Source organism: Borborobacter xinjiangensis (genome assembly GCF_047739745.1).
Taxonomy (GTDB): Bacteria; Pseudomonadota; Alphaproteobacteria; order Rhizobiales; family Rhizobiaceae; genus Pseudaminobacter.
Genome location: NZ_JBLLVA010000026.1, coordinates 15,343 through 39,692, shown reverse-complemented (window position 1 = coordinate 39,692; position 24,350 = coordinate 15,343). Strand labels below are relative to the sequence as shown.

23 protein-coding genes are annotated in these 24,350 nt (G+C 63.6%); 11 read left to right on the top strand and 12 right to left on the bottom strand.

The features are described from left to right. Positions 1-464: 464 nt before the first annotated feature. The 5 genes from ACLKMW_RS21350 to ACLKMW_RS21330 are packed head-to-tail and all read right to left on the bottom strand — an operon-like array spanning position 465 to position 7,791. A complete protein-coding gene (locus ACLKMW_RS21350) occupies positions 465-947 on the bottom strand; it encodes an SRPBCC family protein (RefSeq protein ID WP_415726547.1) in 483 nt (160 codons plus the stop codon). 41 nt (positions 948-988) lie between these two features. Beyond that, the gene (locus tag ACLKMW_RS21345) at positions 989-3,043 is read right to left on the bottom strand and encodes a hypothetical protein (RefSeq protein ID WP_415726546.1); all 2,055 of its coding nucleotides are present in this window, start codon (positions 3,041-3,043) and stop codon (positions 989-991) included. Between the two features lies 1 nt (position 3,044). Then, a complete protein-coding gene (locus tag ACLKMW_RS21340; RefSeq protein ID WP_415726544.1) occupies positions 3,045-5,870 on the bottom strand; it encodes a DUF4159 domain-containing protein in 2,826 nt (941 codons plus the stop codon). Further along, positions 5,867-6,787: a DUF58 domain-containing protein gene (locus tag ACLKMW_RS21335; protein ID WP_415726543.1), complete on the bottom strand. Its 921-nt coding sequence runs from the start codon at positions 6,785-6,787 to the stop codon at positions 5,867-5,869. Before ACLKMW_RS21335 ends, ACLKMW_RS21340 begins: the two co-directional genes overlap by 4 nt. Next, a complete protein-coding gene (locus ACLKMW_RS21330; RefSeq protein WP_415726542.1) occupies positions 6,787-7,791 on the bottom strand; it encodes an AAA family ATPase in 1,005 nt (334 codons plus the stop codon). The genes ACLKMW_RS21335 and ACLKMW_RS21330 overlap by 1 nt, the downstream gene beginning before the upstream one ends. 137 nt (positions 7,792-7,928) lie before the next feature. Between ACLKMW_RS21330 and ACLKMW_RS21325 the strand changes: the two genes are divergently transcribed. The 3 genes from ACLKMW_RS21325 to ACLKMW_RS21315 are packed head-to-tail and all read left to right on the top strand — an operon-like array spanning position 7,929 to position 10,470. Beyond that, a complete protein-coding gene (locus ACLKMW_RS21325; RefSeq protein WP_415726561.1) occupies positions 7,929-8,561 on the top strand; it encodes a DUF1285 domain-containing protein in 633 nt (210 codons plus the stop codon). Positions 8,562-8,614: 53 nt separating this feature from the next. Further along, on the top strand, positions 8,615-9,202 hold the full coding sequence (locus ACLKMW_RS21320; protein WP_415726541.1) for a CoA pyrophosphatase: 588 nt from the start codon (positions 8,615-8,617) through the stop codon (positions 9,200-9,202). Then, complete coding sequence (locus ACLKMW_RS21315) at positions 9,199-10,470, top strand: CCA tRNA nucleotidyltransferase (RefSeq protein ID WP_415726540.1); 1,272 nt, start codon at positions 9,199-9,201, stop codon at positions 10,468-10,470. Before ACLKMW_RS21320 ends, ACLKMW_RS21315 begins: the two co-directional genes overlap by 4 nt. Before the next feature lie 2 nt (positions 10,471-10,472). On the opposite strand, the gene ACLKMW_RS21310 is transcribed toward ACLKMW_RS21315, so the two are convergent. The 3 genes from ACLKMW_RS21310 to hemF form a co-directional block, all read right to left on the bottom strand. Beyond that, positions 10,473-10,658 (bottom strand): DUF1059 domain-containing protein, encoded by a 186-nt coding sequence (locus tag ACLKMW_RS21310; RefSeq protein WP_415726539.1) that lies wholly within the window; start codon positions 10,656-10,658, stop codon positions 10,473-10,475. 70 nt (positions 10,659-10,728) lie between these two features. Next, positions 10,729-11,634 carry an alpha/beta hydrolase gene (locus tag ACLKMW_RS21305; protein ID WP_415726538.1) on the bottom strand — a complete coding sequence of 302 codons (906 nt, stop codon included), beginning with the start codon at positions 11,632-11,634 and terminating at the stop codon, positions 10,729-10,731. A gap of 193 nt (positions 11,635-11,827) precedes the next feature. After that, the gene (gene hemF, locus ACLKMW_RS21300) at positions 11,828-12,742 is read right to left on the bottom strand and encodes an oxygen-dependent coproporphyrinogen oxidase (protein WP_415726537.1); all 915 of its coding nucleotides are present in this window, start codon (positions 12,740-12,742) and stop codon (positions 11,828-11,830) included. Positions 12,743-12,860: 118 nt separating this feature from the next. Here hemF and ACLKMW_RS21295 point away from each other — a divergent pair, with 118 nt between their 5' ends. After that, the gene (locus ACLKMW_RS21295; protein ID WP_415726536.1) at positions 12,861-13,118 is read left to right on the top strand and encodes a hypothetical protein; all 258 of its coding nucleotides are present in this window, start codon (positions 12,861-12,863) and stop codon (positions 13,116-13,118) included. 264 nt (positions 13,119-13,382) lie between these two features. Here the strand turns inward: ACLKMW_RS21295 and ACLKMW_RS21290 are convergent, their stop codons facing one another. Continuing rightward, positions 13,383-13,841, bottom strand: coding sequence for a tRNA (cytidine(34)-2'-O)-methyltransferase (locus ACLKMW_RS21290; RefSeq protein WP_415726535.1), 459 nt, complete (start codon positions 13,839-13,841; stop codon positions 13,383-13,385). Between the two features lie 550 nt (positions 13,842-14,391). On the opposite strand from ACLKMW_RS21290, the gene ACLKMW_RS21285 reads away from it, so the two are divergent. The 7 genes from ACLKMW_RS21285 to ACLKMW_RS21255 all read left to right on the top strand — a co-directional run bounded on the left by ACLKMW_RS21285 (position 14,392) and on the right by ACLKMW_RS21255 (position 22,310). Further along, positions 14,392-16,263: an ABC transporter ATP-binding protein gene (locus ACLKMW_RS21285; protein ID WP_415726560.1), complete on the top strand. Its 1,872-nt coding sequence runs from the start codon at positions 14,392-14,394 to the stop codon at positions 16,261-16,263. Between the two features lie 79 nt (positions 16,264-16,342). Further along, positions 16,343-18,226: an ABC transporter ATP-binding protein gene (locus tag ACLKMW_RS21280; protein WP_415726534.1), complete on the top strand. Its 1,884-nt coding sequence runs from the start codon at positions 16,343-16,345 to the stop codon at positions 18,224-18,226. Between the two features lie 37 nt (positions 18,227-18,263). Beyond that, positions 18,264-18,575 (top strand): DUF6665 family protein, encoded by a 312-nt coding sequence (locus tag ACLKMW_RS21275; protein WP_415726533.1) that lies wholly within the window; start codon positions 18,264-18,266, stop codon positions 18,573-18,575. 235 nt (positions 18,576-18,810) lie between these two features. After that, positions 18,811-19,374, top strand: a complete 564-nt coding sequence (gene petA / locus ACLKMW_RS21270) for a ubiquinol-cytochrome c reductase iron-sulfur subunit (RefSeq protein ID WP_415726532.1) — start codon at positions 18,811-18,813, stop codon at positions 19,372-19,374. Between the two features lie 20 nt (positions 19,375-19,394). Continuing rightward, positions 19,395-20,693, top strand: coding sequence for a cytochrome b (locus ACLKMW_RS21265; protein WP_415726531.1), 1,299 nt, complete (start codon positions 19,395-19,397; stop codon positions 20,691-20,693). Between the two features lie 27 nt (positions 20,694-20,720). Further along, the gene (locus tag ACLKMW_RS21260) at positions 20,721-21,581 is read left to right on the top strand and encodes a cytochrome c1 (RefSeq protein ID WP_415726530.1); all 861 of its coding nucleotides are present in this window, start codon (positions 20,721-20,723) and stop codon (positions 21,579-21,581) included. A 183-nt stretch (positions 21,582-21,764) separates the two neighbouring features. Beyond that, positions 21,765-22,310, top strand: coding sequence for an adenine phosphoribosyltransferase (locus ACLKMW_RS21255; RefSeq protein ID WP_415726528.1), 546 nt, complete (start codon positions 21,765-21,767; stop codon positions 22,308-22,310). A 46-nt stretch (positions 22,311-22,356) separates the two neighbouring features. Here the strand turns inward: ACLKMW_RS21255 and ACLKMW_RS21250 are convergent, their stop codons facing one another. From ACLKMW_RS21250 to corA, 3 genes are all read right to left on the bottom strand, one after another. Further along, positions 22,357-22,827 carry a MaoC family dehydratase gene (locus ACLKMW_RS21250; RefSeq protein ID WP_415726527.1) on the bottom strand — a complete coding sequence of 157 codons (471 nt, stop codon included), beginning with the start codon at positions 22,825-22,827 and terminating at the stop codon, positions 22,357-22,359. Continuing rightward, entirely contained in the window at positions 22,824-23,291 is a 468-nt protein-coding gene (locus ACLKMW_RS21245; protein WP_415726526.1) for a MaoC family dehydratase, read from the bottom strand. The genes ACLKMW_RS21250 and ACLKMW_RS21245 overlap by 4 nt, the downstream gene beginning before the upstream one ends. A gap of 65 nt (positions 23,292-23,356) precedes the next feature. Next, on the bottom strand, positions 23,357-24,331 hold the full coding sequence (gene corA / locus ACLKMW_RS21240) for a magnesium/cobalt transporter CorA (protein ID WP_415726525.1): 975 nt from the start codon (positions 24,329-24,331) through the stop codon (positions 23,357-23,359). Positions 24,332-24,350: the final 19 nt, after the last annotated feature.

Sequence of the window (24,350 nt, the reverse complement as noted above, 5' to 3'; positions counted from 1 at the left end):
GCATGTAGGGGCCCGAGACAGGCCGGCGTGCTTCGGCTGGGCGCAAATGCCGCCCGAGGCATGCGGAGAAGCCGCGGCGTACTCCCCGTCAGAGCGACGGGATCGGGGCGCTGTGACCGGCCGACCTTTGGGACAGACACCGGCGGGGCGCGAAGGTCGCGCCACGTATTAAAATCAGGAAGGCACGGCCCAAGCGCCCCGCTTCCCGGCTCTTTGACAATGGCCAGACGGTAGGACCGGGCGTGGCGATGATGACGCGCGTTTTACCCTCCCCCAACGTGGGGAGGGTCGCGCCGCAGGCGCGGGGTGGGGGGCATACGACCATGGCAATCATCACCCCCACCCGCCGCTTCGCGGCGACCTCCCCCATCGAGGGGGAGGTAAGCGCCGCCCGAGACCCCTCTCCCTGCCTGCGGGTGAGGGTGAGGGGCAATCTTGGGGGAGTTTTGGCTGAAAAAGTGCCGTCAGATCCGGGCGACCAGCGCGGCAAGCTGGTCGGCGCATTGCCCCCAGCCCTCATGGAAGCCCATTTTCTCGTGCGCCTCGCGGTCCTCCACCGTCCAGTGCAGTGCGCGCGCCGTGTAGCGGGTCTTGCCGTCCTCATCCTCGAAGGTCAGGATCAAAGTCATGAACGGTTTTTCGGCAGGCTCCCAGGCTTTGACATAGGCGTCGGTGATCACCAGCTTCTCGTTCTTCACCACCTCCAGATAGACGCCGGGGTTCGGGTAGTCGGTGCCGTCGGGGCCGCGCATCACCACCAGATTGGCGCCGCCGGGGCGCACGTCGAGCTCGGCGGAAGGCGTCGTCCAGGGCAGGGGCGCGAACCACTGCTTCAAAAGCTCCGGCTCGGTCCAGGCGCGGTAGAGCTTTTCGCGCGGCGCGTCGATCAGTCGGCTCAGCACCAGTTCGCGGTCGGATTTCGGGGCGGCCTGGGCTTTCTCAGTCATGGCGGTCTCCTCCTCGCTGGTTGCGCTTCGAAAAATCTCGGTCAGCGGCCTTCCCTGTACCACATGGCGCCGAGCGCCAGCAAAAGCAGGCCGAGCCCGAAGAAGCCGCCGAACATCGGCACCCGGCTCACCGATTTCAGCACGCTGTCATTGGTGGTGCGAAGGCCGATCCAGTCGCGGCCCGAGGCGTCTCCGGTCGTGTGCACCGGAACCACGGCCGGCAGGCCGGTGGAAAGCCGGCGCACGCTGCCGCCGCTCTGCTCGGCGGCCGGCCGCACCACCTCCTCGGTCGAGACGACATCGGCGAATTCCGGCGCGTTGATCGGGCCGATATGGGCAAGCGCCGTCAGGTCGCCATTGGCGACCTGGTAGAGGCCGATCTCGTTGGTCTCGACGCTGCCGGAAAAAATGCCGGGCTCGGTGCTGGCGAGCGGCACGGTCATCGCCTTGCCGGAAGGCGTGATGATCCGGGCGGGGCCGGGGTCGTCGCTCATCGTCTGGCGGCGCACCTCCAGCACCATGCCGCGCCCGGCGGCGGTCAGCCGCTCCTCCTCTAGCTCCGGCTCCTTCATCAGCCAGTGCGCGATGCGTCGGTAGAGCGAGACATGCGGGCCGCCGCCCTCGAAGCCGCGCGCCCACAGCCAGCCCTGGTCGGAAAGGAACATGCCGACGCGGCCTTCGCCCTTGCGGTCAAGCAAAAGCAGCGGCCGCTCCTGCGGTCCCTTCATCACCACCTCGCCCTCGGGCCGGTCGATGCCGATCAGCCGGAACCAGCGGCTCCATTTCGGCGGCTCGCTGGTCGAGCCTTCCAGCCCGCGCGTCACCGGGTGGCGTTTGCCGGTGTCGGTCAGCCTTGGGTAGAAGGCCTCGTCCAGCACCTCGCCGCTCGGCATGGCCGGCAGCGCCGACATTAGCGGCGTATGCGCGATCGACTGGCCGCCGGCATATTCGGGCCCAGCGGCGATCAAAAGCGCGCCGCCCTTTTCCACATATTCGGCGATGTAGTCATAATAGAGGATCGGCAGCACGTCGCGGTGCTGGTAGCGGTCGAAGATGATCAGGTCGAAATCATTGATCTTCTCGACGAAAAGCTCGCGCGTCGGAAAGGCGATCAGCGACAATTCGTTGATCGGCGTGCCGTCCTGCTTTTCGGGCGGCCGCAGGATGGTGAAATGCACCAGATCGACCGAGGCGTCGGACTTCAGCAGATTGCGCCAGGTGCGCTCGCCGGCATGCGGTTCGCCCGAGACCAGAAGCACGCGCAGGTTTTCGCGAATGCCATCGATCAGTGCGATGGCGCGGTTGTTGGTGTCGGTCAGTTCGCCCTCGGCGCGGTCGATCGCGAGCTCGACGATGTTGCGGCCGGCGCTCGGAACGGTGATCTGCAGCGGCATTTCCCGCCCGATCGTCGCCCGCTGCACCGAAACCTGTTCGCCATTGATGGAAACGCGCACATCGACCGCACCGCTTTCGCCGCCGGTGGCGATGACGCGGTAGGTGAGGTCGAGCGGCTTGCCGACGATGCCGAAGCGCGGCGCTTTCTCGAAGCGGATGCGGCGGTCGCGCTCGCCTTCTTCGCCGGTGATCAGCGCATGCAGCGGCGCATGGAAATTCGATCCGCCGGCCGGCACGTCATGCACCTGGCCGTCGGTCACCATGATCGCGCCGCCGATGCGCGAAGGCGGCACGTCGCGGAAGGCGCCGTCGAGAGCGCCGAAAAGCCGGGTCTGGGTGCGCTCGTCGGCAGCGTCGGCCTTGCCCGTCTCGACCACGCGCACCTCGAATTGCTTCAGCGCTGCGAGTTGCTTTTGGAGGCCAGCCACGGCCTGATCGGTCTCTGCGGTGCGCTCGCCGATGTCCTGGCTCTGGCTGCGGTCGACGATCAGCGCCACCACGCTTTGCAGCGGCTCGCGGTTTTCGTCCAGCAGCACCGGGTTCAGAAGGGCTGCGGCGAGGGCTGCGACGGCGGCCAGCCGGAAGATCGCACCGCGCTGGCGAAACCAGACGCCGAGCACGGCCAGTAGGGCCAGCGGCACCAGTATGGCGGCAAGCACCTCCCATGACAGCAGCGGTTCGAGGGCGAGCGACCAGTTCATGTCACTGCCCCAGCCGCTCGAGCAGGACCGGAACATGGACCTGATCGGATTTGTAATTGCCGGTCAGCATATACATGACGATGTTGACGCCGGCGCGGTAGGCGTAGATGCGCTGCATGGGATCGGACGGAATTGTCGGCAGCATCGGCTCGCCGCTAGCGTCGATCGCCCAGGCGCCGGCGAAATCATTGGCGGTGATCATGATCGGCGAAACGCCGTCGCCGGTGCGCACTGGGCGCTGTTCGCTGTTGGTGGCGTCGAGCGAGGCCTCCACCCATAGCGGACTGCCGCTGTAGCGGCCGGGAAATTCGGGAAGGATGAAAAAAGCCTTGGTCAGCACATGATCCGAAGGCACCGGCTCCAGCGGCGGCACGTTGAGATTGCCCAATATGTCGCGCAGCCGCTGCGTGGCCGGGCTGGCGGAGCCTTCATCGATACCGGCGGCGTAGCGGTCGCGTGTGTCGAACAGCACCGTGCCGCCCTGCTGCATATAGGCGTCGATGCGGGCGATCGCCTCTTCATCGGGCATGGCCGCAGCCGGATCGATCGGCCAGTAGATGATCGGGTAGAAGGAAAGCTCGTCCTCGGCGATATCGACACCGGCCGGCTCGCCGGGCTCCAGCGCGGTCTTTTCGATGAGGTAACGGGAAAGGCCGTCGAGCCCGGCGCGGCTGATTGCGTCGAGCGAGGCGTCGCCGGTCACCACATAGGCGAGCCGCGTGGTGGCGACCGCCTCGATCGCTTCGGCGTCGCCTGGTTTGGCGTCCTGCGCTTCGGCATGGGAAGAAACGGCGAGCAGGGCGCAGGCGGCGAGCAGGACCACAGCCGTCGAAGCCGTGCCGCGAGCCGCCGCGCGCCGGCGGCGTGCCATGATGCCGCCCATCCAGAACACCGCGAGCGTGTCGAGAATCATGAAAAGCAGGGCCGCGGCCACCAGCGGTCCCTTGAGGTCGCGCGATTCGTCGAAAGCGTAGCTCATCTGCGTTACGGGCGCGGATATTTCGGGGCGCGCCAGCGGAGCAAGTGTTGCATCCGTTGGCAGCAGATTGTGGGCGACAACTCCCTCTTCGGTGCCATAAAGACCGGGCGGATTTTCGATGGTGACAGGCGCCGGTCCACGCCCTGCGGAAAGCGGCCGTGCGTCAGGTGTTGGCGGCACCAGCGCGCCGTTGGCCGCGATCATGCGATAGGGTGCGAGCGCGGTCGGTTGGCCCTCAGCGTTTGCTGCCGCCGTTCCCTGATTTCGCGAGAGCTGCACCAGGCGGCGCAGCATTTCGACGAAACTGCCGGAAATCGGCAGGTTCGACCACGTCGCCTCAGGCGTGATGTGGAACAGCGCAATGGTTCCTTTTTCACGCTTGGCGCCGGTGACGAGCGGCGTGCCGTCAGCGAGATTGGCCCAGGTGCGCTCGACAATATCGGCGGATGGTTCGGCCAGGATCTGGCGGCTGACCGTAACCTCGGTCGGCGGCGCGAGATCGGCGAACGGTCCGGTGGCGGGAAACTCGGCCACAGGTTGCGGTTCGGTCCAGGAGAGGGCGCCGCCCAGCGAGCGCTCACCGGTGCGCAGGCGAACCGGCAAAAGCTCCTCGTCATTGCCGGCAGCCGCGAGCCGCGAGCCGGCGAAGCGAACCAGTGTGCCGCCGTTCTCGACCCATTCGATCAGCTTGCGGCGCGCAGCTTCCGGAATGGTGCCGACATCGGCCATGATGATCATCGCCGGCTTGCGCTCGAGAAGCTGCGGGATCGCATCGGCCAGATCGGCGCTCTGAGGCTCGACCAGATCGGCGAAGGGCTCGAGCGCGCGGCGGATGTAATAGAGCGGTGACAGCAGAGGCTGCGCCTGATCGGCTTCGGCCTGCGAAAGCAGTCCGACCCGCCGGCGCTTGGCGCTCTCGTCGAGCACGCGCACCGCGCCGGCATGGTTTTCACCGTCGATCGACACGGCGGCGAAGTCGTTGCGCAGTTCGAATGGCACCTGCATCTGGCCGGTCGCCGCCGTTTCGCCCGGCCCGAAATTCAGTATGGCATCGGCAATGCGGCGGCCCTTGTCGTCGAATGCGCCGGCGGTGATCTGGCGAGGCGCGGCATCGCCCGGCGGTCGGATTGCGGTCAGCGCAAAGCCTTCGATCTGGTTTTCCGCCGAAGCCAGCCCCACGGTTGCGAGGCGCTCGGGCACAGCCCAGACGAGGCTTGCGGGGTTTGTGGCGAGCAGCGTGTCGAATGCGGCCTTGTCACCCTCGGCCGCAAGCCCATCGGCGAGGATGGCAACGCTTGCGCCAGGCAGCGTCTCAAGTGCCGCAGCGACCCGGGCGTAGACTGCCGGGCGATCGGTCGGAACCGGGCGCGGCTTGGTGGCGCGCAACTTGTCTCGCGCCGCCGCGGCGTCGAATGGCCCGATCTCGGCGTTGGGCTTCTCGGCGGTGAAGGCGAGCAGCACTGGCGCTCCGCTCGATCCGGCATCGGCGATCAATCGCTCTGCGGTCGCCACGCGGCGATCCCAATCCGGCGCGCTCGCCCAGCCATTGTCCATCACCACGGCAAGAGCACTGCCGGGAGTCGACAACTTTTCTGCGGGATTGAATGTCGGCTCGGCCAGCGCCGTGACGATGAGGGCCGCCATCAACAGCCTTAGCAGCGTCAGCCACCAGGGGCTTTGATGCGGCGTCTCTTCGGTCTTGAGAACGCGGGCCAGGATTCTCAGGGGCGGAAACACCTCGGCCTGGGGCCTGGGCGGGGTCAGCCTCAGCAGCCACCAGATCACCGGCAGCGCCAGAAGCCCCCATAGAATGGCTGGAAAGCCGAAGGAGAGCGGAAGCCAGCTCATGCGCGAACCCCGGCGGCGTAGCCGCCGCCATCGGCGGTCAACGCCATGTGGATGCGCACCAGCGCCTCGGAGGCGAGGCGATCGGTGTGGTTGACGGCAAAGCTCCAGCCAAGGCGCTTGCACCAGGCGGCCAGCTCCTGACGGCGGGCGAGATAGTAGCGGCGATATTCCTCGCCAAGCATCTCGGCGCGGCCGGCGGTCAGTTTTTCGCCGCTTTCGGGATCGGTGAATTCGGTGCGTCCGGTGTAGGGGAATGTCTCTTCCGCCGGATCGGCGACCTCGATCAGATGCGCGCGCACGCCGTGTCGAGCCAGCACGTCGAGCCATTCGCGGGTTTCCTCGACCGGATCGAGGAAGTCGCTGGCGATGATGATATCGGAAAAACGGCGAATGCCGGAAAGATCGGGTTTCATCGGAAGTGTCGAAGCATGCGACAGATGGCCGGCGATGCGCTCGGCGCCATTTCTGGCGGTGAACGGGTCGGTAAGACCGGGCCAGGCGATGCGCTCGCCGCTGCGCGACAGGAGTTCGGCAAGTGCCAGGATGAGCACGAGCGCGCGCGCTTCCTTGGATACGCTTGCGGTCGTGGATTTATAGAGCATCGAAGCCGAAGGATCCGCCCAAAGCCAGACGGTGTGCGCGGCTTCCCATTCGCGGTCGCGCACATAGGTGTGGTCGTCGCGGGCCGAGCGCCGCCAATCTATGCGGGACACAGCCTCGCCTTCGACATAGGGCCGGAACTGCCAGAAGTTCTCGCCGATGCCGCGCCGCCGCCGGCCGTGCCAGCCGGCGATGACGGTGTTGACGACTCGCCGCGCTTCGATCAGCAGGTCCGGAACGAGCGAGGCGCGCAGCCTTGCGCGGGCAAGCGCATCGCCGGTGGCGGAAGGTGCGGACGCCTCGCCGATACGCGCCATCAGATGCCTTTCACCAGCCGCGCCACGATATCGCGCACGCTCATGCCTTCGGCGCGGGCGGCGAAGGTCAGCGCCATGCGGTGCTGCAGAACCGGCTCGGCAAGCGCCTTGACGTCGTCGATAGAGGGCGCCAGCCGTCCGTCGTAGAGCGCGCGGGCGCGGGCGCAGAGCGTCAGCGCCTGGCTGGCGCGCGGGCCCGGGCCCCAAGCAACATGCTTGTCCGTTTCCGCGTTCGACTGGCCTGGGCGAGCGGAGCGCACCAGCGCGAGAATCGCCTCGACGACGCTCTCCGGCACCGGCATGCGGCGGATGAGCTGCTGGATTTCCTGCAAACGCGTGGAGGTCAGTACATTGGTGGCCCTCGCGTCTTCCACTCCGGTCGTCTCAAGCAGGATGCGGCGCTCGGCGTCGATGTCGGGGTAAAGAATATCGATCTGCATCAGAAAGCGGTCGAGCTGCGCTTCCGGCAGCGGATAGGTGCCTTCCTGTTCGAGCGGGTTCTGGGTGGCAAGCACGTGGAAGGGCGCCGGCAGATCGTGACGCGCGCCGGCAATGGTGACGTGATATTCCTGCATCGACTGGAGCAGGGCCGACTGCGTGCGCGGGCTGGCGCGATTGATCTCGTCGGCCATCAGCAATTGCGCGAAGATCGGGCCGCGAATGAAGCGGAACGAGCGCTTGCCGGCTTCGTCCTGCTCCATGACCTCGGAGCCGAGAATGTCGGAAGGCATCAAGTCCGGCGTGAACTGCACGCGGCGCGCGTCAAGTCCAAGCACGATGCCGAGCGTTTCCACCAGCTTGGTCTTGGCAAGTCCGGGCACGCCGACCAGCAGGGCGTGGCCGCCGGCAAGCAGCGCCACCAGCGTGCGCTCGACCACGGCTTCCTGCCCGAAAATGACGCGCCCGACACCTTCGCGAATCCGCGAAATGTCGGCCAGCGCGCTTTCGGCCTGCGCGATCATCGCTTTTTCGCTGATTGCAGCTTCCTTGACGACTATGCTCATGCCGCTTCGATCCTCAGTTTGTGGAACGCCGGCCGGCGGCGTCCGGTGCCGCGATTAGCACGTCTTTCGTGCGGATAGATGAACTTAAATCACACGCATAGGCTGACAAGCGCAACAACAGTGACTATTTCGTGACCATGACAAGCAACCACGAGCATCGTGAAGAGAGCCTGGCAACTGCCGGCGATACTTCCGGGCTGCAGGCGCTGATCTCGCGGGCAACCCGCGCCGGCAAGGGCCTGCCGCCGGTCGAGCGCTGGAATCCGGAGTTTTGCGGCGATCTCGACATGGAAATCAGGCCGGACGGGACATGGTTCTATCTTGGCACGCCTATCGGCCGCATGCCGCTCGTGCAGCTTTTCTCGACGGTTCTGCGAAAGGATGAAGACGGTAAGACCTATCTGGTCACCCCGGTGGAAAAGGTCGGTATCCGCGTCATCGACGCGCCGTTCGTGGCAGTCGAGATGAATGTGACGGGCGAAGGCGAGCGGCAGGTCCTCACCTTCCGCACCAATGTCGGCGATGTCGTGGAAGCTGGACCCGAGCACCCGCTGCGCTTCGTCGACGAGGACGGGACCGGCGGGCTGAAGCCCTATGTGCTGGTGCGCGGCCGGCTCGAGGCGCTGGTAGGGCGCCCGGTGATGTACGAACTGATCGAGCATGGCGAGGAGATCGAAGTCGGCGGCGAATTGATGTTTGCGGTGCGCTCGCACGGCGAGGTCTACCCCATCATGCCAGCCGAGCGATTGAGGCAACTGGCGGCCGAGTGACCGAAAAGATGGATATTCCTGACGCCCCGCCTTTTTCCGCCCGGAGCTTTCGCATGCGCGCGTTGCGGGAACGCGAAGCCGAGGCGGACGACGACTATGGCGATCATCGGTTCAATCCGGGCTTTGGCGATCTGATCCGCCGCGACAGTTTGCGAGATGCGGCCGTGCTCGTGCCGATAATCGACCATGGCGAGGAAGCATCCGTGCTTTTGACCAAGCGCGCCGAGAAGCTGCGCAACCACTCCGGCCAAGTGGCATTTCCAGGCGGGCGCATCGATCCCGAGGATCCGACACCCGAGTTCGCGGCACTTCGTGAAACCGCCGAGGAGATCGGCCTGGACGGCGATCATATAGAGGTGATCGGCCGGATGCCGGACTATGTTTCGGGCAGCGGCTACCGCATTGCGCCGGTGCTGGGCATCGTGCGGCCGGGCTTTCAGCTCAACCTCAACGCGCATGAGGTGGATGTCGCCTTCGAAGTGCCGCTGCGCTTCCTGATGGATCCGGCCAACCATCACCAGGGCAGCCGGCTTTGGGACGACCGGACCTGGGTCTATTACGACATGCCTTATGGCGGACAGCGCATCTGGGGCGTTACCGCCGGCATCATCCGGACGCTCTATGAAAGGCTTTATGCATGAGCGACACCGTGTCGATCGCTGGCAGGGCGGACTGGCTCGCCCATGCGGGCCTGCAGCGCCTGCTTGCCGTGCTGAGCGGCGACGGCGAGGAGGCGCGGGTCGCCGGCGGCGCGGTCCGCAACGCCTTGCTTGGCAAGCCCGTTTCCGACATCGACATCGCCACCACCACAGTGCCCGACGAGACGACGCGCCGCGCCAGAGCCGCAGGCTTCATGACCATCCCGACCGGTGTGGAACATGGCACCATCACCGTGGTCGCCGGCGGCACGCCGTTCGAGGTGACGACGCTGCGCGCGGATGTGGAAACCGATGGGCGGCGCGCCAAGGTGCGGTTCGGCCGCGACTGGAAGCACGATGCCGAGCGGCGTGATTTCACCATCAATGCGCTCTATGCCGAGGCCGATGGAACCGTCGTCGATCTGGTCGGCGGAATTGCCGATCTCGAAAGCCGCACCTTGCGCTTCATCGGCAATGCGGAAGAGCGCATCCGGGAAGACTATCTGCGCATCCTGCGGTTCTTCCGTTTCTTTGCCTGGTATGGCTCGGGGCGGCCCGATGCGGACGGGCTGAAGGCCTGCGCGCGGCTGAAGGAGGGGCTCGATCAGCTTTCGGCGGAGCGCGTCTGGTCGGAGCTGAAAAAACTTCTCGCCGCGCCCGATCCGTCACGCGCGCTCCTGTGGATGCGGCAGGCCGGGGTGCTGTCGCGGGTTTTGCCGGAAAGCGAGAAATGGGGCATCGACGCCATCCACGCGCTGGTGAAGACCGAGCACGATCTCGGCTGGGTTCCCGATCCCCTGCTTCGGCTGGAGGCGATCATCCCGCCCGATGGAGAGCGCATCGCCGCCATGGCCGCGCGGCTCAAATTTTCGAAGGCCGAGGCCGACCGGCTAAGACGCTGGGCGGCCACGCCCGTCCCGGATCCCGATGTGACGGAGGGGATGCTTGCCAGGCAGCTTTATCGCGGCGATGTGAGGGGCTTTGCCGATCGCCTGCGTCTGGCGTTGGCCTCGGCGCGGGGTCGTGCGGTCGAGGACGATAAGGCGTTGATCGAGGCGGGCGGATTTTCGCGTCTGCTTGCATTCGCCGACAAATGGGAGCGGCCGCAATTCCCGATCAATGGAACCGATATCGCGGCGTTGGGCGTACCGGAGGGCCGGCGTGTCGGCGATCTTCTGCAATCGCTTGAAACGGCGTGGCTGGATTCGGGATTTGCGCTTGACCGCGGCGCGCTGCTTGAACGCGCCGCCGAACACCTGAAGGGGCGATAGCGTCAGGCCGCGTCGCGGACCTTTTCGATGCGGGAGCGAATAGCTTCCACCATCGTTTCCCGGATAATGGTTTCGCCGTGGGTTTCGCGCATGTGCTCGACCACGCGGCGCATGATTTCGGCTTCCTCTTCGTGGCGCGTATGCCATTCACAGCCGGGGACCAGCGATCCGCAGTGAAATTCCTTCATCTGTATCTCCTTTCCTCCAATGCCGGGATAAGGATGATAGCATGAAAAACGCGCGGGGAGGCCAACCGGCCTAATTTAGTGAAACCGCATTCGAACGGTCGAGCCATTCGCTGACGATCTTCACATCCTCGCCACCGAGCCCATGATCGGCCTTGATGAAACGGGCATCGAGGTTTGCACCATGCTCTTCAAGCATCGTCTCAAGGGCGGGGGCGAAGGGCGCGTAAGTGGTGTCAGCGAGGCCCGCGACCATCAAGAGGCGCACATTCGAAAGGTCGACGGCAGGGATCTTGTCGAGCACCGACATCGGCCGTAGCAACACGGCGCGCTCGATCAGGCCCGGATGCAGAAGCGTCATGGCCGCCAGCAGGTTCGCACCGTTCGAATAGCCGATGAAAGTGGTGTGTGAGAGGTCAAGCGCGCGGGATTCGACGGCATCCTCGATGAAATCGGCGAAGGCGGCGGCTTCAGCGCGGATGTCGCGCTGATCGAATTTCGTCGGCGTCAGACGCCGATACCAGCGCTTCCTGCCGTCCTGCGTGATGCGGCCGCGCACGCCCATCAACACCGAGCGCGGGGCGGCGCGGGAGGCAAGCGACATGAGCGTAGTTTCGTCCCCGCCGGAACCATGCAGGAGCACTATGGTTTCGGCGGTGGCGTTCTGCGGTCGCTTGACCAGCACCACGAAGTCCTTGGCGCGGAGCAGGGACCCCGAGATGGCGGGCGGCGCGAGAACGCCGCCGTTTCGCGAGCCCACGTCGACCGACGCTTTCGCGGGCATGGATTTCGTCTGAGCGGCGGATGCTTCCCGGCAAGCCTCAGTCGAAGAAACGGCGGTTCGCGGCTGTCCAGTCTTCGTCGCTTGCGCCTGCGAGCCGTTGCGCTCGCAGTCGGAGAGGTCGCGTGCGTCAGCCACGCCCGCCGAAGCGAGAAGGACAAGGGCAGACATGGCGCCAAACAGGAATTTCACCAGCATGAAAGGACACTGTCAGCTAAAAGTTAACCAAGATTTTAGCGAGAGAGGCTCTTGCCGGTGCAAAGCGCCGGAGAGCGTCTGGGGCTTTAAATCTCAGCCTCGACCTTCAGTTTACAGTGCTTTTCCGTCGTGCCCCACCGATTTTGTCGGAAGGGTAACAGTTTGTGATCTCCGCAGCGCGAGTCTCAGCGTTTCAAGGCCACTTCACCTCGGGCGGCATGCTTGACAGGATCGAATCGACATTGCCGCCGGTCTTCAGTCCGAAAATCGTGCCGCGGTCGTAGAGCAGGTTGAATTCGACATAGCGGCCACGGCGAATAAGCTGCTCGTCGCGATCGCCATCGGTCCAGTTGAGGCCGAAATTGCGGCGCACCAGATGCTGGTAAACGACCAGGAACGAGCGCCCGACCTCTCGGGTGAAACGGAAATCAGCTTCCCAGCCGCCTTTCTCCTCCGGAGAGTGCAGCCAGTCGTAGAAGATGCCGCCGATGCCGCGGGGCTCGTTGCGATGGGGAAGATAGAAATAGTCGTCGCACCAGGTCTTGTATGCCGCATAGTCGGCGACGGCGGCGTTGCGATCACAGGCAAATTTCATCGCCTGATGAAAGGCGAGCGTATCCGGATCGTCCTGCGTGCGGCGGTGGTTCAGAACCGGCGTCAGGTCCGCGCCGCCTCCGAACCACTGGCGCGAGGTGACGACCATGCGCGTGTTCATATGCACGGCAGGGACATTAGGGTTCCAGGGGTGCGCGATCAGCGAAATCCCGCTCGCCCAAAAGCGCGGGTCCTCTTCCGCGCCGGGTATCTGCTTGCGGAAGTCCGGCGAGAACTCGCCGTGAACCGTCGAGGTGTGGACACCGACCTTCTCGAAGACGCGTCCACGCATCATCGACATCACGCCGCCGCCACCTTCACCTTCGTCGCGCTGCCAGGGCGTTCTTTCGAAGCGGCCGGGCGACCATGAGGCCAGGGGGCCGGTCAGTTCATCCTCGAGTTGCTCGAAGCCCGCGCAGATGCGGTCGCGAAGCTCCTCGAACCAGGCGCGGGCCGCCGCCTTCTTGTCTTCGATGTCGGCCGGCAGCCCTGCCGGAATCTCGGGGCGTTGCATGGCGGTCTCCGCTGTTCTGGTACTGCCCGACCATCGGAAAGAGGCCGTGCCGCACAAATGACTCGTCTTTTCTGGCGCGATCCCTAATCTGTCTATGATCTGGGTCAAGGAGTTCATCGTGCGTACCCCGACGAGACCGCCGCTCGATGGTCTGAAAAAGAAGCTCGACCAGAGCCGGGCCGAGCGCGGGGGCATGCGGCGCGATGGATTCTTGCGCGAGACCTTCATATTGCCGCGAAACGACGCGCGCAAGAAGGCCCAGGAATGGTTCGAGCGCTGGCCAAAACAGGCCTACTGGACGACGATCGAGAGCTGGTTCGAGCGGCCGGGCGACGTCATCGAGTTCACGATCCGGCGCTTGCCGAGTTCCGACTAGGCAAGCGTTCCTCGGTTTTGGCGAGCAGCCGTAGCGGCTGACGAGTCATCGCCGCAGCACATCGCACCGGAGCGCTCACCGTACCCAACCAAGCACCTGGCGAATTTCCGCTTGACCTCAACCTAAGTTGAGGTTGTATCAATTCGTCCTTCGCGATGCACACGCAAGGAGGACGCCATGTTCATACGCCTGAGAGTAGCGGGTCTGGCGAGGGTGGCAGGCCGGAGGGTCGCTTGGTCGATCGAGATGGGTGCCGCCGATTTCTCAGCCGAGCTGTCGCGTTGCCTCGCCGGCCGCCATGGCGGCGGCGAGCGCGAGGTTGAGGCTGCGGCCGCCGCCTTTCATTGGGATGAGCAGTCGGGCGTCGGCGCAGTCGTGCACCTGTTCGGGTACGCCCGCCGATTCGCGACCAAACAATATTATGTCGCCGTGGCCGTAGCGGAATTCCGTATAGGGCAGTGCAGCCTTGGTCGAGAACAGAAGAAGCCGGCGGCCCTGCGCCCGACGCCAGGCCTCGAAAGCATTGAAATCGAGATGGCGCGTAAGGGAAGCCATTTCGAGATAATCCATGCCGGCCCGTTTCAGCGCACGGTCGGAAAGGTCGAAGCCGGCCGGCTCGATGATGTCGACCGCGAGCCCGAGGCAGGCCGCCATGCGCAGAATGGTGCCTGTGTTTCCGGCGATGTCGGGCTGGTAGAGGGCGATACGGACGGCATGATCCATTACGGTCTCCAATGACGACGCTGAAATTCGTTCCGCTGCTGTGGCGTTTTGCGCCAAATCAGTCTATACGAGCGCGGTGTCAACTCGAACCGATGGAGGCAGCCATGGATTTCCGGATGTGTATCGCACTGGCTCGCCCACGCAACGGGCGCCCGGCCTGACGGCGGATTCGACACGACGCTCAAACTGAAAAGTCCAGCATCGCGCTTTCTGCCGGAACCCGTTTCCGTCTCCGAAGGATCGTCTCGATGCATGCTAATTTCAAGAAGGGGCAGACAGCCCCGATAGCCCCCGCTGCCGAAACACGTCTGCTCGATATTGCGGGCCGCGCTATTGTTCCTGACACCGCGTTGTCAGGGGTGATCAAAGCGGCTCTTGGCTCGTCGGGACGCGAAGGCCATCTGTCCCCTTCCGGGGTGCCGCGCCCAAGCCGGCCTGCTGCAGACCAGACAAAGGACGGCATCCAGGCGCGGCCGTCCAAGCCGATTTCGAAAAGACAGATGACATTTGCCCCCCGGCAGGGGCACAAATGAAACTTCAAGAGTTCACCATGTTTCGCTGGTTTGAAAAAAGACTCGATCCGTTCCCGGCCGAAGAGCCGGTCGAGCCGCCAAGGACGCTGCTCGCATTCTGCCTGCACTATACGAAAGGCTCGTGGCCCTACCTGATCGCGGCCGCCATTCTGATGGCGGGTATTGCGATCGCCGAAGTGTGGATGTTCGGCTTTCTCGGCAACATCGTCGATTGGCTGGCGGTGCAGAACCGCGAGACCTTCCTCCAGACGGAGGGCTGGAAGCTTGCCGGAATGGGGCTGATCGTCATGGTCGGTCTGCCGGCGGCGGTGTGGCTGCATTCGCTGGTCAGCCAGCAGACGCTGATGGGCAACTACCCGATGCGCATCCGCTGGCAGGTCCATCGCTACCTGCTCAAACAGTCGATGAGCTTCTATCAGGACGAGTTCGCCGGACGCATCGCCACCAAGCTGATGCAGACTGCGCTCGCGGTGCGCGAATGCGTGATCAAGCTGATCGAAGTCCTGAACTATGTCTGCGTCTATTTCCTCGGCGTCTTGTTCATCGTCGGATCGGCGGACTGGCGGCTGGCGATGCCGCTGCTGGTCTGGCTCGCCGCCTATCTGGTGATGCTGCGTTATTTCGTTCCGCGTCTTGGCCGCGTGTCTCAGGAACAGGCCGACGCGCGCTCGCTGATGACCGGACGCGTGGTCGACAGCTACACCAACATCCAGACGGTGAAGCTGTTCTCTCACGGCCGCCGGGAAGCCGCTTTCGCACGCGAAGGCATGAGCGACTTCCTCGAGACTGTCTATCGCTCGATGCGGCTGGTGACGCAGCTCTACGGTGCGCTCTATATGCTCAACTCGACACTGCTCGCCGGGGTCGGAGCGCTGTCGATCTGGCTTTGGCTGAACGAGGCGGTGTCGATCGGCGCGGTTGCCGTCGTGCTCGGCCTGGTGCTGCGCCTATGGGGCATGTCGCAGTGGATCATGTGGGAAGTCTCGGCGCTGTTTGAAAACATCGGCACCGTGCAGGACGGCATCAATTCGATTTCCCTGCCGCGACTGGTCGAGGACCGGCCTGGGGCGAGCGATATCGTCGTCGGCAAGGGCGAGATCGAGTTCGAGCGCATCGGCTTCCACTACGGCAAGGGCAGGGGGGTCATCGAGAACCTGTCGCTGACGGTAAGGCCCGGCGAAAAGGTGGGGCTGGTGGGACGTTCGGGTGCGGGCAAATCGACGCTGGTCAATCTGCTCTTGCGCTTCTACGACCTGGAAAGCGGACGCATCCTGATCGACGGTCAGGATATATCCGGCGTCACGCAGGATTCGCTGCGCGCACGGATCGGCATGGTCACCCAGGACACTTCGCTCCTGCATCGCTCGGTGCGCGACAATATCCTTTACGGCCGTCCGGAGGCCGACGACGCTTCGATGATGGAGGCGGCACGGCGCGCCTCGGCGGACGAATTCATCGCCGGTCTTTCCGATCCGAAAGGGCGCAAGGCTTATGACGCGCATGTCGGCGAACGCGGCGTGAAGCTTTCGGGCGGCCAGAGGCAGCGCATCGCGATCGCGCGCGTGATGCTGAAGGACGCACCGATCCTGATCCTCGACGAGGCGACTTCGGCGCTCGATTCGGAGGTCGAGGAGGCGATCCAGGAAAATCTCTACCGGTTGATGGAGGGAAAGACGGTGATTGCCATCGCGCATCGGCTCTCCACCATCGCGGCTATGGACCGGCTGGTGGTGATGGACGAAGGCCGCATCGTCGAGGAGGGCACGCATGCCGAGCTTGTGGCGCGCGGTGGTCTTTATGCGCAGCTCTGGATGCGCCAGTCGGGCGGGTTCCTGCAGCATGAGGAACTCGAGGAGAGCGGTACGGCCGCGGAACGGGCGGCTGAATGAGGCGGCTTGTCCCGGCCGCATTGCTATATCATATCCGTAAATGTCGAGCAGTTTGCCTGGCTCGCGCAAAACAAGAGGCATGGGCCGCGAAACGATGAGAGACGAGGGATTGCGCGACAGGCTTTGGCGGAAGGTGGAGGGATCGATCGATCCCTTCCATGATACGGACCGCGAAGTCCTGCCGGCGAGCGCCTGGAGGTTCATTCTCTATTTCGCCAGGCAGGCCAAGGGGCCTTTCGCGCTGCTTTTGCTCGTCGGCGGCTTGGCCGGAGCAGTCGATGCCGGGCTCTACTGGTCGATCGGCTGGCTGATCGATCTGCTCGACCGGTCCGATCCGCGCACGCTTTTTGCCGAGCACTGGCCGGAGCTCGTCGCACTGCTGGTGCTGCTCCTGGTGGTGCGCACGGCGGTAATCGTGGCTTCCGCCGTGGTCGAGCAGCAGGTGATCGTGCCCGGCTTCTTCTCGATGGTGCGCTGGCAGGCATTCCGCCGCGTCATCGAGCAGCCATATGGGTTTTATCAGAACGATTTCGCCGGGCGCATCGCCACCAAGATCATGCAGGGCGGCGAGGCGGTGGGCGATTTCATCGTCAACGTGCTGCAGACGATGTGGTCGTTCCTGACCTTCGTGGTGCTGGCCATCACCGTCCTCGTCACCGTCGATCCGCTGCTGGGCGCGGTCGTCGGGCTGTGGTTCGTCGGTTATGCGGCGATCATCTGGTTTCTTTTGCCGGAAATGCGCGCCGCCGGCCGTGCCACCGCCGATGAGCGCTCCATTTTCAACGGCCGGCTGGTGGATGCCTTCACCAACATCATGTCCGTGAAGCTGTTCGACAGCGGGCGACGCGAGCATGCCTATGTTCGCGACGGCATGGAGCGCTTTCTGCTTGCGGTCGTCAGGCTGACGCGCGCTGTGACCACGGTGCGCGCGTCCGTTGCCATACTGAACGGCGCGATGATGAGTTCGATCGCCGCTATCTGCATCTATACCTGGACCAGCGGTACGATTTCGACAGGCGCGATCGCCGCCGCCCTCGGGCTCGTCTTCCGGCTCAACCAGATGTCGGGCTGGATGATGTTCAACATCAATGGGCTGGTCCGCAACTATGCCACGGTGCAGGACGCGACACGCACCATTTCCGTACGCCCGGCCATCCGCGATGCGCCCGACGCGCTGGTGTTGCCGCGCGCCAGCGGCGACATCCGCTTCGAGAACGTGTCGTTTCATTACGGCAAGGGCAGCGGCATCATCGAAAATCTGAACCTGCATATCAGGCCGGGCGAGCGCGTCGCGCTGATCGGGCCTTCGGGCGCGGGCAAGACCACCATCGTCAATCTGGCGCTGCGGCTGTTCGAGGTCGAAGGAGGCCGCATCCTGATCGATGGCCACGACGTGCGATCAGTGACGCAGGGCTCGCTGCGGGCGCAGTTCGGCGTCGTCAGCCAGGATGCGATGCTGATGCACAGGTCGATTCGCGACAATATCGGCTATGGCCGCGCCGATGCGACCCAGGCGGAAATCGAGGACGCGGCCGAGCGCGCGGCAGCGCACGAATTCATAGCCGGCGTCACCGATCCGAAGGACCGCCAAGGATATGACGCCCATGTCGGCGAACGCGGCGTCAAGCTTTCCGGCGGCCAGCGCCAGCGCGTGGCGATCGCCCGCATGATGCTGAAGGATGCGCCGATCCTCATCCTCGACGAAGCGACGTCGGCGCTCGATTCGGAAGTCGAGGCGGCGATCCAGGACAATCTCTACCGCATGATGGAGGGCAAGACGGTCATCGCCATTGCCCACCGCCTGTCGACCATCGCCGCGCTCGACCGGCTGATCGTCATCGACGAGGGCAGCATCGTCGAGGAAGGAACGCATGAGCAACTGATCGCAAGGAACGGCCTTTACGCGCAGCTCTGGAAGCGCCAGTCCGGCGGCTTCCTGGGCGACCGGCTGGCCGCGGAATAGGTTATCGGTTTGTCCAGAATTGCTCGTGGAGCGTGAGATGTCGCTTCGGCCGCCCCGCAATATCCATGGCCCGTCCTTCGATACGGGCATCAACGTGCTCGAGCACGAAATGCTGGCGGAAAAGGCCGCGTCTCTCGGGCGGGCCGGAGGACATGCGGAGGCCTGCCTGGCAAGGCTGCGGGAACATCAAGGCGATGCGGCCGAAAGGCGCGAGCTTCTCAAGAATGCGGCGGCCGCCGTCCACGCCTACTTCATCCAGCGTGAACTGTGCGGCCTGCGCCGGCATGACGATGTGATCCGGGATCTGGACATTCCGAACCAGGTGCTGGTGCGGCTCGGCGCGGCCTGAGGAAGTTGATTTGCCGCTGTTTTCCGCGGGTTAGCGCGAGCTTTCAACAGCACCCGCGACAATCTGCCCTGCTCCCCTTGTCCTGTCTGGACAAGCGCGGGCTTCACGCATAAACCCAAAACCCAAATACCGGAGGATTTGTCAGCCTGGTCCGCTTGCGGCTTCGGGCCTTCGACAGTGAGCGGGGAAAAGGCTCCGGCCACCGGTGAGGGTAAGGCGAAAGGATCATATTCCCGTGAGCGCAAACGATACGATCGACCCATCCCGTCGTGATTTTCTTTATGTGGCGACCGGAACGGCAGGCGTGATCGGCGCGGCCGCGCTTGCCTGGCCGTTTATCGACCAGATGCGGCCTGACGCCTCGACGCTTGCAGCCTCTTCCGTCGAGGTCGACGTGTCGTCGCTGACGCCCGGCATGTCGCTGACGGTGAAATGGCGCGGCAAGCCGGTATTCATCCGCAATCGCACGCCCGAAGAGGTCAAGGCCGCGCAGGATGTTGCGCTCGCCGAGCTCAAGGACCCTGTCGCCCGCAACGCCAATCTGGCAAGCGACGCCGAAGCGACCGACATCGATCGTTCCGCCGGCGAGGGCAAGGAAAACTGGATCATCATGGTCGGCGTCTGCACGCATCTCGGTTGTGTGCCGCTCGGCCAGCAAGGCGACTTCGGCGGCTGGTTCTGCCCCTGCCATGGTTCGCACTACGACACGGCCGGCCGCATCCGCAAAGGCCCGGCGCCGGAAAACCTGCACGTTCCGGCTTTTGCATTCATTTCCGACACCACCATTCGGATCGGTTAAGGCAGAGGGGACCAATTTCCATGAGCGGTGGACACTCGACCTATTCGCCCAAGACAGGCATCGGACGCTGGTTCGACGCGCGCATGCCATTGCCGCGCCTCGTCCATGATTCGTTCGTTTCCTATCCGGTGCCGCGCAATCTGAACTACGCCTACACCTTCGGCGGCATCCTTTCGCTGATGCTGGCAGCGCAGATCCTGACCGGCGTCGTGCTGGCCATGCATTACACCAACGATACGACACTGGCCTTCCAGTCGGTCGAGAAGATCATGCGCGACGTCAACTCCGGCTGGCTGTTGCGCTACATGCACTCCAACGGTGCATCGTTCTTCTTCATCGCCGTCTATATCCACATCATGCGCGGTCTCTACTACGGCTCCTACAAGGCGCCGCGTGAGCTGCTGTGGATCCTTGGCTGCATCATCTATCTGCTGATGATGGCAACGGGCTTCATGGGCTACGTGCTGCCATGGGGCCAGATGAGCTTCTGGGGCGCTACCGTCATCACCGGCTTCTTCACCGCCATTCCGGTGGTCGGCGAGTGGATTCAGCAGCTGCTGCTCGGTGGCTTCGCCGTCGACAATCCGACGCTGAACCGCTTCTTTTCGCTGCACTATCTTCTGCCGTTCATGATCGCCGGCGTCGTGGTGCTGCACGTCTGGGCGCTGCATGTGGTCGGCCAGACCAACCCGACCGGCATCGAAGTCAAGGCGAAGACCGACACGGTCGCCTTCACTCCCTACGCGACGATCAAGGACGCCTTCGGCATGGTCGTGTTCGTGGCGGTGTTTGCCTACTTCATCTTCTACATCCCGAACTATCTCGGCCATCCCGACAACTACATCATGGCCGACTCGTTGAAGACCCCGGCCCACATCGTTCCGGAATGGTATTACCTGCCGTTCTACGCGATCCTGCGCGCCATCACCTTCTCGATCGGACCGATCGATTCCAAGCTTGGCGGCGTGCTTGCGATGTTCGGCTCGATCGCGGTGCTGTTCTTCGTGCCGTGGCTCGACACCTCCAAGGTGCGCTCGGCCGTCTATCGCCCGTGGTACAAGCTGTTCTTCTGGCTCTTCGTGCTCAACGCCATCTTCCTGGGTTGGCTGGGCTCGCGGCCGGCCGAAGGCATCTACGTGGCGCTGGCGCAGGTTTCGACCTTCTACTACTTCGCGTTCTTCCTGATCATCATGCCGGTTCTCGGGCTTATCGAGAGGCCGCGTCGGCTGCCGAACTCGATCACCGAGGCGGTGCTCGAGAAGAACAAGTCCGGTGGCGCAGGTCGTTTTGCCGGTGCCACGCCGGAAACCAAAGGCTGAACGAGAATCTTTGAGAGGAACATTCGCATGAAAAAGATTCTCAACGGATTGGCTGCGGCCGGCTTTGCAATGGCCGCGGTTCTGGGAACCGCCCAGGCAGCCGAGGAGCACAACGCGGCAGAGCCAACCCACTTCCCGATCATCAAGCCGACCCTGGAAAAGTGGTCGTTCTCTGGTCCTTTCGGCACCTACGACAAGGCGCAGCTTCAGCGTGGCCTGAAGGTCTACAAGGAAGTCTGCTCGGCCTGCCATTCGATGGACCTCGTCGCGTTCCGCACGCTCGAGGACCTCGGCTACACCGAGGCGCAGGTGAAGGCGCTTGCTGCCGAGTACGAAGTCCAGGACGGGCCGAATGGCGACGGCGAAATGTTCACCCGCAAGGCATTGCCGGGCGATCATTTCCCGGCGCCGTTCCCGAACGCCGCTGCGGCAGCAGCCGCCAACAACGGTGCGGCTCCGCCCGATTTTTCGCTGATTGCCAAGGCGCGCTCCGTGGAGCGCGGTTTCCCGACCTTCATCTTCGACATCTTCACGCAATATGCCGAGGGTGGGCCGGACTATATCCATGCGCTTCTGACCGGCTATGACCACGAGCCGCCGGCCGGCATGGAAATCGCCGAGGGCACCCATTACAATCCCTACTTCATTGCCGGAAAGTCGCTGGCAATGGCAAAGCCCCTGTCGGACGACCAGGTCACCTATGATGACGGCTCGCCGCAGACGGTCGACCAGTATTCACGCGATGTCTCGGCGTTCCTGATGTGGGCGGCCGAGCCGCACATGGAGGCGCGCAAGCAGACGGGCTTCAGCGTGATGGCGTTCCTGCTGCTCTTCGGCGGGTTGATTTATCTGACCAAGCGCAAGGTCTGGTCGGGCATCGCGCACTGACGCAAGGCAGACGCAGACTACGAGGGGAAGGGCGCTTTGGGCGCCCTTTTCTTTCGAGGCTCGAACGCAAGACGGCGCAGATGCGGATTTCGGGTGAAATTCTTCCTCAAAAGAGTGCATGATCGCAGGCTTAGGTCAGCGCCATGCTATCGCGCACATCCAGAAAGCAGCCCGATCACGCCCATGACATCCTCACTTGAAAACACGCTGCTGGACGCTATCCGCAATATCCCGGACTATCCCAAACCGGGAATCATGTTTCGCGATATCACGACGCTGCTCGGCAATGCGGCGGCGTTCCGCCAGACCATCGATGAGTTGGTGCGGCCTTATGCGACGTCCGGAGTAGCAAAGATCGCCGGCATAGAGGCGCGTGGATTCATTCTTGGCGGCGCCATCGCGCATCAGCTTTCGGCCGGATTCGTGCCGATCCGCAAGAAAGGCAAGCTGCCGCATGAGACCGTGCGCGTCGCATACAGTCTGGAATACGGGCTGGACGAGATGGAAATGCACAAGGATGCGGTGGAGCAAGGCGACAAGGTTCTGCTGGTCGATGACCTGATCGCGACTGGTGGTACCGCGGAGGGCGCGGTGAAGCTGCTGCGGCAGATGGGAGCCGACATTGTTGCGGCCTGCTTCGTCATCGACCTTCCGGAGCTCGGCGGTCGCGAAAAGCTCGAGGCGCTCGGCGTTCCGGTGAGGACGCTGGTCGCTTTCCAGGGACATTGACAACCTCAGCGCTGAGATTGTTCCCGTTCAGGCCCAGCCGAATACGTTATCCCGTCTTCACCAGTACCGCACTTTCGAATTCGATCACCTTGTCCCCGGTCGAATCATGACCCTCGGCGCGCAGCGTCAGCAGCCGCCAGCCCGGCCGGCTCGCAATCGGTCGATGGCTGATATTGGTGCGGCTGAAGGTGATTGTTTCGCCGGCATAGACCGGCTTCAGCCATCTGAGATCCTTGAAGCCGGGTGATGGACCGAATTCCGGCGCCGGACCGGGTCCATTCCATAGCTTGCTTTCGACTTTTGTCTGGAAAGCCAGATTGTAGCGCATCCACGTCGCCGCCGTATGCCAACCCGAAGCACAAAGGCGGCCGAAAATGCTAGCCTCGGCCGGCTTTTCATCGAGATGGAATGGCTGGGGATCATATCTGGCGGCAAAGGCCTTGATCTCGTCGGCATCAAAATGGTGGGCACCGAGTGTGACGCTCGTGCCGATGGCGAAGAATTCGTCTAGCGTCATACGGCACCTGCGCCGGCCTTGGTCAGGAACATGCCGGTATTTTCGAGTTCAAATACGCTCTCGCCGCGTTGGTTGAACAGCTCGGCGCGCAGCGTGACAAAGCCGATATTGGGCCGCGATCTGGAGGTGCGCTTGGAAATCACAGTGCTGCGGCCGGTCAGGATGTCTCCCGCCAGCACCGGTTTCTTCCAACGCGCATAGTCTATTCCCGGCGAGCCTTGCGAAGTCGAATCCAGCAGGAAGGCGTCGCACATCATGCGCATGAACATCGAGCATGTGTGCCAGCCGGAAGCCGAAAGGCCGCCGAGAATGCTCGCCTTGCCGGCTTCCTCATCCAGATGCATCGGCTGGGCGTCGAACTCGCTGGCAAAGGCGATGATCTCGTCGGCGGTGACCAGCTTTGAGCCAAGGTCCAGTGTGCCGCCTTCGGGAAAATCCTCGTAGGCCCATTTCTTTTCCGTCATGCCGAAATCCCGTTCAAGCTTGAACGTTCATTGTGGACCCGATGGTGCCTGTCGGCAAGGCGGTGTCAGAGCCAGCCGCGGCGCTTGAAATACCAGAAGGGCAGCACCGCCGAAATGACCATCAGGCCGAGAGCCATCGGGTAGCCGAAGGCCCAATTCAATTCCGGCATGACATCGAAGTTCATGCCGTAAATGGAGGCGACCAATGTCGGCGGCAGGAAGACCACGGCGGCGACCGAGAAAATCTTGATGATGCCGTTCTGCTCGATATTGATCATGCCGAGCGTGGCGTCGAGCAGGAAGGTGATCTTCTGCGACAGGAAGGAGACGTGGTCGGTGAGGGACATGACGTCGCGCGTCAGCACTTTCACGCGGGCGCGCAAGTCCTTGCTGTTCTTGTCCTGCACGAAGGCGTTGCCGAGAAAGCCCGACAGTCGCTGAAGCGTCATAAGGCTGTCGCGGATATCCGAGGCGAGACCTTCCTTGCGGCCGATGGTCTGGAGCACCCTCTGGAAATTGCGGTCGCGCTTGAACGCCTTGGTTTCGGCAGACTGAAAGATGTCCTGCGAAAGTGCATCAATGTCGCGGCCGACGCGCTCAAGAACGTCGGCGAGGCGGTCGACGATCGCTTCCAGCAAGCCCATAAGGATGGTCTGTCCGTCGACGCAGCCAGTCGCCACCTTTTCCGAACGCATCGGGAAGGTCTGGAAGGCGCGGGGTTCATGATAGCGAACGGTGATCAGCCTGTTGCCGGCAAGCGCGAAGGTAACGGGAGACATCAGCGGTTCATCGCTGTCGGTCTGTGCCGGCAGCGTAGCGGTCATGAACAGAGCGCCGTTCTCGACATAGAGGCGGGAGGAAATCTCGATCTCCTCCATTTCCTCGCGGGTCGGAATTCCCACACCGACCCATGCTTCGATCAAGGCCTCCTCCGCCTTGGACGGGGCAAGCAGGTCGGCCCATACCACCTCGTCCTTGTGCTGCAACAGGTCATCCACCGGCCGCAGGCGACCGCTTTCCACGGCAAAAGCCTTGATCATCTTCGACCCTCCGTGACCG